Raw genomic sequence first — 15,384 nt, forward strand, 5'->3', positions numbered from 1 at the left:
ATGCACATCGACCCGGCCCGCTCACGCACGATCGTGACCGCGGCCCGGGTGGCGGACTCGCTCGAGCGTCTGATCGCGCTGCCGCCCGAGGAGGCCGAGACCAAGCTGCGTTCGCTGCCCGGGATCGGGGTGTGGACCTGTGCCGAGGTCCGGCAGCGGGCCTTCGGCGATGCCGACGCGGTCAGCTTCGGCGACTACCACGTGGCCAAGGACGTCGGCTGGGCCCTGACCGGGACGCCGTTCGACGACGCGGAGCTGGAGGCCTACCTGGAGCCGTGGCGTCCGCACCGCGGGCGGGTGCCCGCCCTGGTCGGGATGGCCGGGTTGCACCGGCCGCGGCACGGGGCCCGGATGTCGCCGCGCACCCACCTGCCCGCCAAGGTGACCCGTCACTAGTGGTTGCGCGTCAGAGGGTCAAGCCCTCGGCCAACCGGGCCGACAGGGCCGCGCGCACCATGTCGTCGTACCCCATCGGCTCGAAGGGAACGACCTCACGAATGGAGGTCTCGGTCACCACGACCTCGGTCTCCATCGACGCAATCAGGTTCCGGGCGGTGGCGGCGTCGACGTCGGTGATCAGGGACAGCCCGAAGCTGGCGAAGTCCGCAGCCAGACCTGTGGACCCCAGACCCTTCACCGCCGGCATGGCCACCACCGGCACGTCCCGACCGTGCTGGACCTCGGAGGCACGCCGGAGCATCTGCTCGTAGGTCAGTACGTCGGGTCCGCCGACGTCGAAGCTGCGCCCGAGTGCGTCGGGGTGGTCGAGAACCCCGACCAGGTAGCGGATCACGTCGCTCAGCCCGATCGGTTGCGTCCGGGTGGAGACCCAGCCGGGGGCGACCATCAGCGGCATCGCCTTGATCAGTTGACGGGTGATCTCCCACGAGACGCCGAGGTGACCGACCACGACGGCGGCGCGCAGGGCTGTGACGGGAACGCCGTCGGAGGCGAGCAGCTTCTCCACCTCGCGTCGCGATCGCAGGTGCGGCGACAGGTCGGCCCCGTCGCCGCTCTCCACTCCGAGCCCGCCCAGGTAGATGATCTGGCGTACGCCGGCGTCGGCCGCGGCGCGACTGAACGCTCGGGCGGCCTTCGCGTCCTGGGCCTCGAAGTCGTCGGAGTCGAGGGAGTGCACCAGGTAGTAGGCGACGTCCACCCCAGCCAGGGCTTCGGCCAGGCCGTCGTCGGCGAACACGTCGCCGGCGACCGGGCTGCCGGCGCCGCTGTAGTCGTCCGGGCGACGGGTCATGGCGCGGACGTCGTGGCCTTCGTCGACCAGAGCCCGAGCCAGGTGGGAGCCGATGAAGCCCGAGGCCCCGGTGACCAGTACCGAGAGCGTCATGCTGCGGCCCTTCTCTCAATCTCGACGACGGCGACGATCCCCTCCGTGCCCGATCCCGGGACGACCATGCGGCGCCGTCTCAGAGCAGCGGGCGCAGGGGGGCCAGGACGTACTCGGTGAACTTCCGGTGCAGGTCGCGGGCGGCCCACTCCGTGCTGGTCAGCTCGAGGCAGTTGGACTCGTCCACGGCGTGGATCTCCTCGAGGTTCTTGGCGAGCTGTTCGTCGATGATCTCGACGTTGATCTCGTAGTTCCCCTGCAGGCTGAGCCGGTCGACGTTGGCCGTGCCGACGGTGGACCAGGTGCCGTCGATGGTGGAGGTCTTGGCGTGCACCATCGCGTCGCGGTACCGGAAGATCCGCACCCCGGCGGCCAGGAGCTGGGAGTAGTAGCCACGCGAGATCCAGTCGGCCACGATGTGGTTCGACTTGTGCGGCAGCAGGAGACGTACGTCGACCCCGCGGCGCGCGGCGTCCTTGATGGCGTCCACGAAGTCCTGGTCGGGGATGAAGTAGGCGTGGGTCATCCAGATGTTGCGGCTGGCCCGGTTGATCGCCTCGAGGTACATCGATCGGATCGGGAACATCCACAGCCGCGGCACGTTGCGGTGGAAGCGGATCTTCGGCTCCCAGGTCGAGGCTGTCTCCAGGAGCAAGGGCCGCTGGCTGCCGCGGATCAGGCGACGGCGGTTCAGGTTCCAGAAGTCGGCGAAGGCTCGTTTGAGGTCCCAGACGCCGGGGCCGGTGATGCGGACGTGCGTGTCGCGCCACTCGGTCTCGTACGGGCTGCCGATGTTGTAGCCGCCGACGAAGCCGACCTCGTTGTCGACGACGAGGATCTTGCGGTGGTCGCGGCCGTAGCGGCGCAGGTCGAGGAAGCGCCAGCCGGCCGAGTAGACGGGGTAGCGCAGCACCTTCATGGTGTCGGGGAAGCGCTTGAAGCCGGGCTTGACGACGAGGTTGGCGAAGCCGTCGTAGATGCAGTGCACGTCGACGCCCCGGTCCGCGGCGGCGGCGAGCGCTGCCTTGAACCGCTCGCCGATCTCGTCGCCCTTCCAGATGTAGGTCTCGAAGAGGATCTGCTTCTGCGCGCCCTCGATCGCGGCCAGCATGTCGTCGTACAGGTCGCGACCGAAGGTGTAGGTGGTGACCGTGCCCTCCCCGATGCTCACGGTGCGTGGGGGAGTGACCGGGAACGGTTGGGGTTTCTTGCCCCGACGGCGGTAGGAGTCCACGAGCGTCATCGCGAAGGCGAGGGCGAACTGCGCGCCCACGATGCCGATGACGGTACGTCGCAGGGCGCGCATCAACCTCTCGGTCGCAGAACGGCGTCGTCGGCTCACGCGGTCAATCTAGCCACACGTGGTCCAGGACCGGGGATCGAGAGCCGAGGAGTTCGTCCTCAGGCGGCCAGCACCAGGCGGGCGAAGTAGAGCTCCAGTCGGGTCGTGGTTCGGTGCGAGGTGCCCGGCAGCGGGGGAGCGGTCGAGTCGTAGGTGTGCCCGGTCGGCGTGGTGATCCGGACCGTGTGCCGGATGCCGGAGCGTGGCCGGGCCCGCCAGCCGACGGCATCCTTCGCGTAGTTGCAGGCTTCGCAGAGTCCTTGGCCGTTGGCAGCGGAGGTCGGGCCTGCGTCGGCACGGCGTACGACGTGGTCGTCGTGCCGGATCGGGGCGTCGCACCAGGGTGTGCGGCAGCTGCGGTCGCGGACCCGGAGCCAGTGGTGGAGGCCCGCCGGGAAGCGTTGGGCGCGGCTGTCCATCGCGATGAGATCCCCGGTGGTCGGCGCGGTGTAGACGCGGCGCAGCCAGGCGAGACGGGAGTCTGTCGCCGCGCTGACGAGGGCGCGGGCCCACTCGGCCGGGACGATGCCGTACCCGATCAGCTCGGCCGGCTCGCTGTCCCCGGCCAGCAGTGACCGGTCGGTCATCACCAGGTCGATCGAGACGGGGACGGGCTCGGTGGCGGGGCGCCCGGTCACCCGCTCGACCAGGGTGTCGGCCATGACCTGCCCGCGGCTGCGGAGGTCGCCCGCGCTGCGAGCGGAGTCGGCGGCCTTGCTGAGGGCGGCGAAGATCGCGACGCCCTGCGTCACCGGAAGCAGCCCGGTCAGGTAGCTCATCGTGTCGGGGGCGGGCCGGATCGTGACCGTTCGCTCGGCCTCCGCCCGGGCTCGGCGTCGAACGACGGACGCTGCGTCGAGGGAGGCGGCCAGGCGCTGGATCTCGCCGATGAGCTCACGGTCGCCCATCTGCTCCAGTCGGTCGCGGTCGCCGGCGATCGCTCGATCGATGGTCTGCCGGTCCTCCACGGTGAGGCAGGCGGTCTCCCGCACCAGCAGGGTGGCGCGCCACTCGCTGAGGACGCCGCTGGTCATCGCGGCGAGCGTGCACGGCATCTCGACGGTGAGGACCGTGGCGAGGCCGAGCTTCACGGCGGCCTGGTGCGGGCTCAGCCGCCGGGCGAGCCCGACCTGACCGGCGATCCCGGCGCCCTGTTTGTCGGCCCGGACGCCGACCTGTTCCCGCTGTGTCCGGATGGAGGTGTCCAGTGCGGCGGTCTCGCGAGCCTGAGCGGCGCAGAGCGCATTCTTGAGGTCCTCCATCGCGCGAATCCGGTCGATGCGTTCAGCATCCGGAGCGGGGGTCTCGAGGCGCGACAGCGCCACGGTGAGCGCCCTCAGGTCGGCGAGATGGGGGGAGTCGAACATGTGTTCGATTCTAGAGCGGTCCGCCGACAGTCGCCAGAGGCAGATGGAGAGCTGTGGACAAACCTCTGCTCACCTTCATCGTCCTCGTACCCGCTCCACCCGCACGAAATCCGGACTGTCGGTGCCCGCCCGTACGCTGGTCCCATGCGACCAGTGACCGATCTCGAGCGCCGGGTGGCCCCTTTCAAGGTGGTCTCCGACTACGAGCCCTCCGGCGACCAGCCGGCCGCGATCGCGGAGATCGCCAAGCGGATCAACGCCGGAGAGAAGGACGTCGTCCTGCTCGGCGCCACGGGCACCGGCAAGACCGCGACGGTCGCCTGGGTCGCCGAGCAGGTCCAGCGGCCGCTGCTGGTGATGCAGCCCAACAAGACCCTCGCCGCCCAGTTCGCCAACGAGCTGCGCCAGCTCTTCCCGGACAACGCCATCGAGTACTTCGTCTCGTACTACGACTACTACCAGCCCGAGGCGTACGTCCCCCAGACCGACACCTACATCGAGAAGGACTCCTCGATCAACGAGGAGGTCGAGCGGCTGCGGCACTCGGCGACCAACTCACTGCTGACCCGACGCGACGTCATCGTGGTCTCCACGGTCTCCTGCATCTACGGCCTCGGCACCCCGCAGGAGTACGTCGACCGGATGCTGCGGCTCAAGGTCGGCGAGGAGCACGACCGCGACGCCATCCTGCGCCGCCTCGTCGAGATCCAGTACACCCGCAACGACATGGCCTTCACCCGCGGCACCTTCCGGGTCCGCGGCGACACCCTCGAGGTCTTCCCGGTCTACGAGGAGAACGCGGTCCGGATCGAGTTCTTCGGGGACGAGATCGAGCGCCTGATGACGCTGCACCCGCTGACCGGTGAGGTGGTCACCGAGGACCAGGAGCTCTACCTCTTCCCGGCCACCCACTACGTCGCCGGCCCGGAGCGGATGGAGCGGGCGATCAAGGGGATCGAGCTCGAGCTCGAGGAGCAGCTCGCGACCTTCGAGAAGCAGGGCAAGCTGCTCGAGGCCCAGCGCCTGCGAATGCGCACGACGTACGACGTCGAGATGATGCGTCAGGTCGGCTCCTGCTCCGGCATCGAGAACTACTCCATGCACATGGACGGACGCACCCGCGGCTCGGCACCCAACTGCCTGCTGGACTACTTCCCCGAGGACTTCCTCACGATCATCGACGAGTCCCACGTCGCCGTGCCCCAGATCGGCGGCATGTACGAGGGCGACATGTCCCGCAAGCGGAACCTGGTCGACCACGGATTCCGGCTGCCCAGTGCGATGGACAACCGTCCGCTGCGCTGGGAGGAGTTCCTCGAGCGGATCGGCCAGACGATCTACCTGTCCGCCACACCGGGCAACTACGAGCTCGACAAGACCGGCGGCGCGGAGAACGCCGTCCAGCAGATCATCCGCCCGACCGGCCTGATCGACCCCGAGGTCGTGATCAAGCCGACCAAGGGCCAGATCGACGACCTGATCCACGAGATCAAGGTGCGCACCGAGAAGGACGAGCGGATCCTGGTCACCACGCTGACCAAGAAGATGTCCGAGGACCTCACCGACTATCTCCTCGACGCCGGTGTGCGGACCCGCTATTTGCACTCCGAGGTCGACACGCTCAAGCGGATCGAGCTCCTGCGCGACCTACGGCTCGGCGACTACGACGTGCTGGTCGGCATCAACCTGCTGCGTGAGGGTCTCGACCTTCCGGAGGTGTCGCTGGTGGCGATCCTCGACGCGGACAAGGAGGGATTCCTGCGTTCAGACAAGTCGTTGATCCAGACGATCGGTCGAGCCGCGCGCAACGTCTCCGGCCAGGTGCACATGTACGCCGACAAGATCACGCCCTCGATGGAGAAGGCGATCGACGAGACCAACCGCCGCCGCGAGATCCAGATCGCCTACAACACCGCCCACGGCATCGACCCCACGCCGTTGCGCAAGAAGATCGCTGACATCACCGAGATGCTCGCACGTGAGGAGGAGAGCACCCAGGAACTGCTCGAGTCCTGGCAGCACCAGGACCCGAAGTCCCGCAAGGCGCCCGTGCCGGCGCTCTCGGCGAAGCACGCCGGTCAGCACGCGGCCGACCTCGCCGGGATGCCCAGCACCGAGCTCGCCCAGCTCATCCAGGAGCTCACCGACCAGATGAAGGGTGCGGCCGCCGAGCTGCACTTCGAGGTCGCGGCCCGGTTGCGCGACGAGATCTCCGGGCTGAAGAAGGAGCTGCGCCAGATGATGGAGGCCGGAGCTCGCTGACAGGTTTCGTGGCCGGGTGTGCTGGCTAGGGTGCTGACCATGACTGCGATCGATCTCGGCAGGCCCATTTCCGGCGACGTCATCGACCTGATCCTCGCCGATCACCGACTGTTCGAGTCCCTCCTGCGCGACCTGCGCGACCGCTCCTCCGACCGCGACGCTGTCCGGCAGGCCTTCGCCACGCTGCACGTCGCGCACGCCGTGGCCGAGGAGGACGAGGTCTACCCGCGCCTGCGCAAGAAGAACGCGGTCACCGAGCACGAGGCCGAGCACGGTCGCGAGGAGCACGCCGAGGGCCACGAGGTCCTGCTGGCGGTCCTCGAGCTCAAGGGCACCGACACCCAGGCCTTCGAGGACGCCGTCGAGGAGCTCGCGACCGCGGTCAACCACCACCTCACCGAGGAGGAGCTGACCATCCTGAACCCGGCGCGTGAGGAGATCTCCGAGACCCTGCGCGCCGAGCTGGGTGAGGCGTTCGCCACCGCCCGCAACGCCGCGATCGACGCCGGCCGCGGCAGCCTGGACGACGTCCGGAAGATCGTCGCCGAAGCCCGCACGGAAGGCCTCCTGGACGAGGAGGACTGAGAGGTCCGAGCCCTGGTGGGCCTCCGGCCAGGGCCCGTGATTGCCGGGGGCAGGAACACGTTCTATGGTATGCCGGCCACGGCATATCCGGGAGGTGACGATGGCAGTCTCGGTCGTGTCCATCGTCCGCGGGCCAGGTGAGATCGCCGCCATGGTGGTCGAGGTGACCAAGCGGATCTTCACCACGCGTTTCCAGACCCGCGAGTTCCTCGAGCAGGCCTGGTTCATCACCAGCGTCACCCTGATGCCGACCCTGCTGGTCTCCATCCCCTTCGGTGCCGTGATCTCGCTCCAGGTCGGCAACCTGACCGGCCAGCTGGGTGCCCAGTCCTTCGCCGGGGCCACCGCCGTACTGGCCGTGGTCCGGGAGGCCGCCCCGATCGCGGCCGCCCTGCTGATCGCCGGCGCTGCCGGCTCCGCGATCTGCTCGGACCTCGGCTCCCGCAAGATCCGCGAGGAGAGCGATGCGATGGAGGTGCTGGGCGTCGACCCGCTGGCCCGGCTGGTCGCCCCCCGGGTGGTCGCGACGATGTTCGTCTCGGTGATGATCAACGGCCTGGTGATCGGTGCCGGGATCGGCGGCTCCTACTTCTTCATCGTGATGGTCGCCGGCGGCTCGGCCGGCGCCTTCCTGTCGTCGTTCACCGCACTGGCGACGCTGCCCGACCTCTACATCTCGATGGTCAAGGCGCTGGTCTTCGGCTGGCTGGCCGCGATCGTCGGCGCCTACAAGGGCCTGAACGCGGGCGGCGGCCCCAGCGGAGTGGGGCGAGCCGTCAACGAGTCCGTGATCGTCTCCTTCATGCTGCTGTTCTTCCTGAACGCCGTGATCACCGCGATCTACTTCCAGGTCGTCCCACCCCCGGGGCTGTGAACCGATGACGACGATCAGCACCCTCGGCAGTGCCTTCGTGAAGGGCCGGCGCGACTCCCTCGAGGCGTACGGCGACCAGCTGCTCTTCTACGTCAAGGCGATCGCCTGGACTCCCCGCGCGGTGCGCCGCTACAAGCGCGAGATCCTGAACACGCTCGCCGAGGTCACCTTCGGAGCCGGCGGCCTGACCGTGATCGCCGGGACGGTCGGGGTGATCGCGTTCCTGTCGTTCTTCGCCGGCACCGAGGTCGGGATCCAGGGCTACGCCTCGCTGAGCCAGATCGGGGTGGCCAAGTTCAGCGCCTTCATCTCCGCCTACTTCAACACCCGCGAGGTCGCCCCGCTGGTCTCCTCGATCGCCCTCGCCGCCACGGTCGGATGCGGCTACACCGCCCGCCTCGGCGCGATGCGGATCTCCGAGGAGATCGACGCGCTCGAGGTGATGGGGGTGCCGTCGCTGCCCTACCTGGTCACGACGCGGATGATCGCAGCCTTCGTCGCGGTGATCCCGCTCTACATCGTGGCCCTCTTCTCGTCGTACCTCTCGCCGCGACTGATCACCACCCTGTTCTACGGCCAGTCGCCCGGCACCTACGATCACTACTTCCTGCAGTTCCTGCCACCGATCGACGTGCTCTGGTCCTTCGGGAAGCTGCTGGTGCTGGCGACCGCGATCATCCTGATCCACTGCTACTACGGCTACACCGCCTCGGGCGGCCCCGCCGGCGTCGGGGTCGCGGTCGGTCGGGCGATCCGGACCAGCATCGTGACGGTCGTGGTGGCGGACTTCTTCCTCAGCTTCGCGATCTGGGGCTCGACCACGACCGTACGGATCACGGGGTGACCGCGTGCTGGTGAACGTGCACCACGACAGCCCGGCGGAGCACCGCAGGCTGCTCGTCGCCGGGGTGGTCTTCCTGAGCGTCATCGCCCTGCTGATCGGGCTCTCGATCGCCGTGTACCAGAAGGCGTTCGTCACGGTCACCATGGTGACGATCCAGGCCGACCGGGCGGGTCTGCAGCTGGCCAGGTTCGGTGACGTCCGGATCCACGGGGTCCTGGTCGGACAGGTTCGCGAGATCTCGCAGGACGGCGAGCGGGCATCGATCCGGGTCGCCCTCGAGCCCGCCGCAGCTCGGGAGATCCCGGAGAACGTCGAGGTGCAGATCCTGCCCACGACCCTGTTCGGGCAGAAGTACATCGCCTTCGTGGACCCGGAGAACCCCAGCTCGGCCGCCCTGTCGAACGGCGACGTGATCCCGGCGGAGCGCGTGGAGACCAACGTCGAACTGAGCAGGATCCTCGCCCAGCTCTTCCCGCTGCTCCGCTCGGTGCGCCCCGCCGACCTCAACGCCACCCTGAACGCCCTCTCCACTGCCCTCGAGGGGCGAGGCAAGCGGCTCGGGCGCTCCCTGGACAAGCTCGACGCGTACCTCGGTGCGATCGAGGAGCACCTGCCGACCCTGCGCCGCGACCTGGTCGAGCTGGCCGCCGTGGCGGACGTCTACGCGGACGCCGCCCCCGACCTGATGGACGTGCTGCGCAACGTCACCGTGACCGGCCGGACCGTGCTGGACTCCGAACGCGAGCTCGACGTCTTCTTCGGCGACCTGCAGGGTCTGGCCCGGACCTCCACCCGGGTCCTGTCGAGGAACGAGGCCGACCTGATCCGCGTCGGGCAGGTGACCGAACCGGTGCTGCGCCTGCTGGCCGTCTACTCGCCCGGGTATCCCTGCCTGCTGCGCGGCATGGCGCGCTACGCGCCCCGCCTGGCGAAGGTCTTCGAGGGCAACCAGGTCAAGCAGTACATCGAGTTCGGCACCCAGCAGTACTCGGCCTACGACGAGAGCGACCGCCCGGTGTACGGCGAGGTCGGTCGCGGCCCGTGGTGCCTGGGCCTGCCGAACCCGCCCGTGCCGATCCCGCCCCAGCCGCTCCGGGACGGCAGCGACAAGGACTCGCACCCGCCCGAGAGCAACCTCCCCGGCGGGGACGCCCGGCGCCCGGCTCTCGGCTTCGCGTCCGGCGTCTCCAGCGGGTACGCCGGCACCGAGGCCGACCAGACGATCGTGAACGCGTTCCTGGCCGGCCGGTCGGGGCGGCCGGTCGACAGCTACGGCTCGCTGGCCACGCTGCTCTACGGGCCGGTACTGAAGGGGGCTCGTCGATGAGCCGCAACACCACGACCACCGTCGCCGCGATCAAGCTCGGCATCTTCACGGTGATCTCGATCCTGGTCACCGGCCTCCTCGCCGCCATCATGGGCAATGTCGGCTTCGGCGGCGGGCGCGAGTACCGCGCGATCTTCAGCACCGCCTCGATGCTCGAGAAGGGCGACGACGTTCGCATCGCCGGGGTCAACGTCGGCGAGGTCAGGAAGGTGGAGCACCACGACCGGACCCGGGCGCTGGTCACGTTCCGGATCAAGGACGAGATCGAGCTGACCACGGCTTCGCGGGCCGAGGTCCGGTTCCTCGACCTGGTGGGCAACCGCTACCTCGCCCTCGAGCAGGGAGCGGCCTCGGGGGCGCAGCGGCTGGACCCGGACGACACCATCCCGATCAGCCGAACCAGCCCGGCGCTGGACCTCACGGTGCTGTTCAACGGGTTCAAGCCGCTCTTCGCCGCGCTGGAGCCCGAGCAGGTCAACGAGCTGAGCCTCAACCTGGTGCAGGTCCTCCAGGGGGAGGGCGGCACGGTCCAGGGGCTGCTGGCCCGGACGGCCTCTCTCACCTCGTCGCTGGCGGACCGGGACCAGTTGATCGGCCGGGTGATCACCAACCTGGACCGGACCCTGGGCACGGTGGACCGCCACCACGAGCAGCTGACGGTGCTGATCGTCGAGCTGAAGGGCTGGATGGCCGACCTGGCCCGGGACCGGCGGCTGATCGGGTCGTCGCTGACCAACCTCTCCGACCTGACCGAGGTCGTCGCCGACCTGGTCGCCGACAGCCGTCCGCTGCTGAAGTCCGACATCGTGCAGCTCGAGCGGCTGGCTCGGCTGCTCAACGAGAAGCAGAGCCGGGACGTCGTCGTCGAGCTCCTCGACCGGCTGCCGGAGTCGATGACCGACCAGACCAGGACCGGTACCTACGGGTCCTGGTACAACTACTACCTCTGTGGCTTCGGCGGCCGGATCACGCTGCCGGCGCCCTCGCAGCTCCCCGGCGTACCAGGGGTCCGCGAGCTCCAGAAGGAGCTCAACCGGATCGAGTTCCGCTCCACCGCGGCGAGGTGCACCTCGTGAGGCGCTACTCCGAGGCCCAGATCCTCCGCCTGGGCGCGATCACCCTGGTGCTGATGCTGCTGGTCATGGTGGCCGCCTTCAACCTCTCGAAGTTCCCGGGGCTCGGCGGCGACACGTACCGGGCCGAGTTCGCCGACGCCAGCGGGCTGCACCGCGGCAACATGGTCCAGGTCGCGGGAATGCGGGTGGGACGGGTCAAGGACGTCGCGCTGGTGGACGACAGCCGGGTCGTGGTCACCTTCGAGGTCGACCACGGCGTGGAGTTCGGCACCGAGAGCAGGGCCTCCGTCGAGGTGCTCAACCTGCTGGGGGAGAAGTACTTCGAGCTCACCCCCGCAGGTCCCGGACAGCTGGCTACCGACGACGTGATCCCGCTCGAGCGCACCCGGTCGGCCTACGACATCGTCGGCGTCTTCGGCGACCTCACCACCACCACCGAGCAGATCGACACCGACCGCCTCACCCGCGCCCTGGACGTGGTGGCGGACACGATGAACGCGGCCGAGCCGGAGATCCACGCCAGCCTGGACGGCATCTCGCGGCTGTCGCGGACCGTCGCCTCACGCGATGCCGAGATCCGCTCGCTGCTCGAGAGCGCACGGGGGGTCAGCGCACTCCTCGCCGAGCGCAGTGACGACCTGGTGGACCTGATGCAGTCCAGCGACCTGGTCTTCGACGAGCTCCGGCGCCGCAAGGAGGCGATCCACCGGCTGCTCGTCAACGCTCGCCGGCTGGCACGGGAGCTGCGGGCAGTCGCCCGGGAGAACCAGTCCCGGATCGGTCCCGCACTGCAGGAGGTGGAGGACCTGCTGGACCTGCTGATCAGCAAGGAGAAGCAGTTGAAGGCCACCCTGAACGCGCTCGGCCCGTACGCCGCCATCCTCGGCAACATCATCGGCACCGGGCCGTGGTTCGACTCCTACGTGGTGAACCTCGCGGCGATCCCGACGGGGGAGTTCACTCCCGGACGGGTGGGTGAGTGATGGGCCGGGTCAGCGAACTCACCGGGCTGCTCGGCAGGGCGAGCCGTCGTACCGTCACGATCGCCGTCCTGGTGGTGGCGCTGGTGGCCAGCGTGCTGCTGCTGAGCACCGACGACGACGTCAAGCACGTCACCGCGCACTTCCCGCGTGCGGTCAGCGTCTACCCGGGCACCGACGTCCGCGTCCTCGGGGTGAACGTCGGGCACGTCGACGCCGTGATCCCGGCCGGCGACTCGGTGCGCGTCGAGATGAGCTACGACGAGCAGTACACGCTGCCGGCCGACGCCCAGGCCGTGATCATCACGCCGACCCTGGTGGCGGACCGCTTCGTCCAGCTGACCCCCGCCTACACCGGGGGAGAGCCCCTCGCGGACGGAGCGGAGATCGCGCTCCCGGACACCGGGGTCCCGATCGAGCTGGACCGGATCTACGCGAGCCTGCGCGAGCTGTCGCAGACCCTCGGGCCCAACGGGGTGAACCGGGACGGCAGCCTCGACCACCTGTTGGAGGCAGGTGCCCGCAGCCTCGAGGGGGAGGGACGCCTGGGCAACCGGACGATCCGCGAGCTCGCGGCTGCCGCGACCACCTTCGGGGAGGGCAGCGGCGACCTCTTCCAGATGGTCACCGAGCTGGCCACCCTCACCGACACCCTGGCCGACAACGACGCGCTGGTGCGCGCCTTCATCCGGGACCTGGCCGGTGTCTCGTCGGACCTGGCTGCCGAGCGGGAGGAGCTGGAGCAGGCCCTGGCCTCGGTCGCCGACGCCGTGGGCACGGTCGAGCGTTTCGTCTCGTCGAACCGGAAGGCCCTGGTCACCGACGTGCAGAAGTTGACCCGGGTGATGCGGACGATCAACTCCGAGAAGGCGAGCCTCGACCGGGCGCTGCGCGCCGCCCCGTTGGCGCTCGGCAACCTGTCGCTGGCCTTCAACAACAAGTCCGGCTCGATCGGCAGCCGGGTCGGGATCGAGGGGAACCTCGCCGACGCGGACGGCTTCCTGTGTGCGATCGTCCAGCAGTCCGACATGCCGAAGGCCAGCAAGGACCTGGCCTGCACGATCTTCGAGCAGCTCCTCGAACCCGTCACGACCGGTGGCGGGGCGGCCCAGGCGGCCACGGCCGGCCGGGCCGGCGCGGTGCGCGGCAGCGTGCTCGACCCGTCCTCGGCGGCCGGCCAGGCGATCTTCGTGGCCGACGACTCCGCGACGTTGGGCACGCTGCTGGGGGGCCCCCGATGAGACGACCGCTGCCGCAGTTGGCGCCCGCGCTGGCCCTGGTCGGGGCGCTGTTCCTCTCCGGGTGCGAGTTCGACGGCGCCTACGACCTGCCGCTGCCGGGCTCGCCCGTGGACGCGGACGACTCCTATGTCGTCACCGCGGAGTTCGCCGACATCCTCAACGTCGTGCCGCGCTCGCCGGTGATGGTCGACGACGTCACGGTCGGAGAGGTGACCGACGTCGAGCGCGTCGGGTGGCACGCCCGGGTCACGATGCGGGTGCGCGACGACGTACGGCTGCCCGACAACGCGGTCGCCGACATCCGTCAGGTCAGCCTGCTGGGTGAGAAGTACGTCGCCCTGGAGGAGCCGACCCTCGAGGAGCCGACCGGGCAGCTGGGCGAGAACGATCACATCCCGCTCTCCTCGACCGGACGCAACCCCGAGGTCGAGGAGGTGCTGGGGGCGCTGTCGTTCCTGCTGAGCGGCGGCGGGGTCGGCCAGCTCGGCACCATCACCGAGGAGCTGAACCGGGTGATGTCCGGGCGCACGGACCGCTTGCGCCGGCTGCTCGGCACGCTGGAGCGGGTCGTCGGTGCCCTGGACGACCAGAAGGGCGACATCATCCGAGCGATGAGGTCGATCGACCGCCTCACCAGCACGCTGAACCAGGAGCGCCAGACCATCGCCGGGGCGCTGGACGTGATGGGCCCCGCGGTCGCGGTGCTCGCTGACCAGCACGACGAGCTGATCGAGATGCTCCGGGCGCTGGACCGGCTCGGCGTCGTCGGCACCCGGGTGATCGGCGCGAGCAAGGACGACATCGTCGCGACGCTGGCCCACCTCCGCCCGGTGCTGACCCGGCTCAACGAGGCGGGGGAGGCGCTGGCACCCGGGATCGCGCTGGCGGTCAGTTTCCCGTTCCCGAAGGAGGCCAGCGAGGTGGTCAAGGGGGACTTCGCCAACACGAGCATCCGCGCGGACCTGAGCCTGGAGAACTTCGTCGCCAACGCGCCCGGGGGCGGCGGTGGCCCGGACCTGCCGGACCTCCCGGACCTGCCCGGGCCCGACCTGCCTGGGCCCGACCTGCCCGGACCTGACGGGCCCGACCTGCCAGGGCCTGACCTGCCCGACCTGCCGAACCTGCCCGGCGTCACCTCGCTGGGTGGTGTGCTGGCCAGCGGTCAGCCGAGCGCGGCCCTCTCGGTGGTCGGCCTGTACGGAGGCCTGCCGTGACCGGCGGCGTGCGGACCCGGCTCGCGGCCTTCCTGGTCCTCACCGCCGTGGGGGTCGTCTACATCTCCGGCAACTACCTCGGCCTGGTCGACCGGGTGCTCGGGCGCGGGATGACGGTGCACGCCACGCTGCCCACCTCGGGTGGCCTCTTCGAGGGCAGCGAGGTCACCTACCGGGGCGTCAAGGTCGGCAAGGTCTCCCGGATGCACGCCACGCGCGAAGGCGTCACCCTGGACCTGGCGCTCACCGACGGCACCGAGCTGCCGATGGACTCCCGGATCTTCGTGCACAACCTCTCGGCGGTCGGGGAGCAGTACCTCGACGTCGTGCCCGACGACGACGCGCCGCCGTACGCCGGCCCCGGCGACACCCTGCACGGTGACGCCGACTCGCTCCCCGTCGACGAGGCCGACCTGCTGGTCGAGCTGGACCAGTTCGTCGGCTCGGTGGACCGCAGGAACCTGCGCGCTCTGGTGCGGGAGCTCGGGCTGATGTTCGACGACACCGGCGAACCGCTCGAGCAGCTGCTGGACCAGGGCACCCGGTTCATCGACGAGGCCGCGGCCCACGAGAAGCAGACGGTGCGGCTGCTCCAGCGCGGGCTCGTCACCCTGCGCACCCAACGCCAGGAGGGGGGGAGCATCCGGTCCTTCTCGCGCGACCTGGCGCTGGTCACCGACACCCTGCGGACCAGCGACCGGGACCTGCGCGTCGTTCTCCAGGCGAGTCCCGGGGCCGTCCGCGAGATCGACGAGCTGCTGCAGGAGCTGGAGCCGACGCTGCCGATCCTGTTGGGCAACGCGGTCAGCGTCAACCAGGTCGTGGTCAGCAGTCTGGCCGGCGTCGAGCAGCTGCTGGTGACGCTGCCGCGCACCATCTCGAGCGGTTTCACCGGGACGCCACCGGACGGGTACGGACACGTCAACC

The 15,384-nt window shown here is 69.7% G+C and carries 14 protein-coding genes; 11 read left to right on the forward strand and 3 right to left on the reverse strand.

Annotation, left to right across the window (positions count from 1 at the left end):
• Positions 1-396 (forward strand): DNA-3-methyladenine glycosylase (locus ABZE72_RS10815; RefSeq protein WP_372729034.1); only part of this gene is annotated, 396 nt, incomplete at its 5' end.
• Positions 397-406: 10 nt separating this feature from the next.
• Here the strand turns inward: ABZE72_RS10815 and ABZE72_RS10820 are convergent.
• From ABZE72_RS10820 to ABZE72_RS10830, 3 genes are all read right to left on the reverse strand, one after another.
• A complete protein-coding gene (locus tag ABZE72_RS10820; protein ID WP_372729035.1) occupies positions 407-1,345 on the reverse strand; it encodes an NAD(P)H-binding protein in 939 nt (312 codons plus the stop codon).
• A gap of 79 nt (positions 1,346-1,424) precedes the next feature.
• The gene (locus tag ABZE72_RS10825) at positions 1,425-2,651 is read right to left on the reverse strand and encodes a phosphatidylserine/phosphatidylglycerophosphate/cardiolipin synthase family protein (protein ID WP_372729047.1); all 1,227 of its coding nucleotides are present in this window, start codon (positions 2,649-2,651) and stop codon (positions 1,425-1,427) included.
• Positions 2,652-2,746: 95 nt separating this feature from the next.
• A complete protein-coding gene (locus ABZE72_RS10830) occupies positions 2,747-4,054 on the reverse strand; it encodes a DUF222 domain-containing protein (RefSeq protein WP_372729036.1) in 1,308 nt (435 codons plus the stop codon).
• A gap of 144 nt (positions 4,055-4,198) precedes the next feature.
• On the opposite strand from ABZE72_RS10830, the gene uvrB reads away from it, so the two are divergent.
• From uvrB to ABZE72_RS10880, 10 genes are all read left to right on the forward strand, one after another.
• On the forward strand, positions 4,199-6,316 hold the full coding sequence (gene uvrB, locus ABZE72_RS10835; RefSeq protein WP_372729037.1) for an excinuclease ABC subunit UvrB: 2,118 nt from the start codon (positions 4,199-4,201) through the stop codon (positions 6,314-6,316).
• A 39-nt stretch (positions 6,317-6,355) separates the two neighbouring features.
• On the forward strand, positions 6,356-6,901 hold the full coding sequence (locus ABZE72_RS10840; RefSeq protein ID WP_372729038.1) for a hemerythrin domain-containing protein: 546 nt from the start codon (positions 6,356-6,358) through the stop codon (positions 6,899-6,901).
• A 100-nt stretch (positions 6,902-7,001) separates the two neighbouring features.
• On the forward strand, positions 7,002-7,775 hold the full coding sequence (locus tag ABZE72_RS10845; protein WP_372729039.1) for an MlaE family ABC transporter permease: 774 nt from the start codon (positions 7,002-7,004) through the stop codon (positions 7,773-7,775).
• Positions 7,776-7,779: 4 nt separating this feature from the next.
• Positions 7,780-8,619, forward strand: a complete 840-nt coding sequence (locus tag ABZE72_RS10850) for an MlaE family ABC transporter permease (protein WP_372729040.1) — start codon at positions 7,780-7,782, stop codon at positions 8,617-8,619.
• A 4-nt stretch (positions 8,620-8,623) separates the two neighbouring features.
• On the forward strand, positions 8,624-9,946 hold the full coding sequence (locus tag ABZE72_RS10855) for an MCE family protein (RefSeq protein WP_372729041.1): 1,323 nt from the start codon (positions 8,624-8,626) through the stop codon (positions 9,944-9,946).
• The gene (locus ABZE72_RS10860) at positions 9,943-11,022 is read left to right on the forward strand and encodes an MCE family protein (RefSeq protein WP_372729042.1); all 1,080 of its coding nucleotides are present in this window, start codon (positions 9,943-9,945) and stop codon (positions 11,020-11,022) included. Before ABZE72_RS10855 ends, ABZE72_RS10860 begins: the two co-directional genes overlap by 4 nt.
• Positions 11,019-12,005 (forward strand): MCE family protein, encoded by a 987-nt coding sequence (locus ABZE72_RS10865; RefSeq protein ID WP_372729043.1) that lies wholly within the window; start codon positions 11,019-11,021, stop codon positions 12,003-12,005. The genes ABZE72_RS10860 and ABZE72_RS10865 overlap by 4 nt, the downstream gene beginning before the upstream one ends.
• Entirely contained in the window at positions 12,005-13,243 is a 1,239-nt protein-coding gene (locus ABZE72_RS10870) for an MCE family protein (protein WP_372729044.1), read from the forward strand. Before ABZE72_RS10865 ends, ABZE72_RS10870 begins: the two co-directional genes overlap by 1 nt.
• On the forward strand, positions 13,240-14,457 hold the full coding sequence (locus ABZE72_RS10875) for an MCE family protein (protein ID WP_372729045.1): 1,218 nt from the start codon (positions 13,240-13,242) through the stop codon (positions 14,455-14,457). Before ABZE72_RS10870 ends, ABZE72_RS10875 begins: the two co-directional genes overlap by 4 nt.
• Positions 14,454-15,384: MCE family protein (locus tag ABZE72_RS10880; protein ID WP_372729046.1), on the forward strand; the 931-nt coding region annotated here is incomplete at its 3' end. The genes ABZE72_RS10875 and ABZE72_RS10880, both read left to right, overlap by 4 nt.

This window comes from Nocardioides sp. (assembly GCF_041600255.1).
Classification (GTDB): Bacteria; Actinomycetota; Actinomycetes; order Propionibacteriales; family Nocardioidaceae; genus Nocardioides.

Bases quoted from the DNA above. Each gene is read 5' to 3' on its own strand.
- ABZE72_RS10820 (WP_372729035.1), bottom strand. From the start codon at position 1,345: ATGACGCTCTCGGTACTGGTCACCGGGGCCTCGGGCTTCATCGGCTCC.
- ABZE72_RS10825 (WP_372729047.1), bottom strand. From the start codon at position 2,651: ATGCGCGCCCTGCGACGTACCGTCATCGGCATCGTGGGCGCGCAGTTC.
- ABZE72_RS10830 (WP_372729036.1), bottom strand. From the start codon at position 4,054: ATGTTCGACTCCCCCCATCTCGCCGACCTGAGGGCGCTCACCGTGGCG.
- uvrB (WP_372729037.1), top strand. From the start codon at position 4,199: ATGCGACCAGTGACCGATCTCGAGCGCCGGGTGGCCCCTTTCAAGGTG.
- ABZE72_RS10840 (WP_372729038.1), top strand. From the start codon at position 6,356: ATGACTGCGATCGATCTCGGCAGGCCCATTTCCGGCGACGTCATCGAC.
- ABZE72_RS10845 (WP_372729039.1), top strand. From the start codon at position 7,002: ATGGCAGTCTCGGTCGTGTCCATCGTCCGCGGGCCAGGTGAGATCGCC.
- ABZE72_RS10850 (WP_372729040.1), top strand. From the start codon at position 7,780: ATGACGACGATCAGCACCCTCGGCAGTGCCTTCGTGAAGGGCCGGCGC.
- ABZE72_RS10860 (WP_372729042.1), top strand. From the start codon at position 9,943: ATGAGCCGCAACACCACGACCACCGTCGCCGCGATCAAGCTCGGCATC.
- ABZE72_RS10870 (WP_372729044.1), top strand. From the start codon at position 12,005: ATGGGCCGGGTCAGCGAACTCACCGGGCTGCTCGGCAGGGCGAGCCGT.
- ABZE72_RS10875 (WP_372729045.1), top strand. From the start codon at position 13,240: ATGAGACGACCGCTGCCGCAGTTGGCGCCCGCGCTGGCCCTGGTCGGG.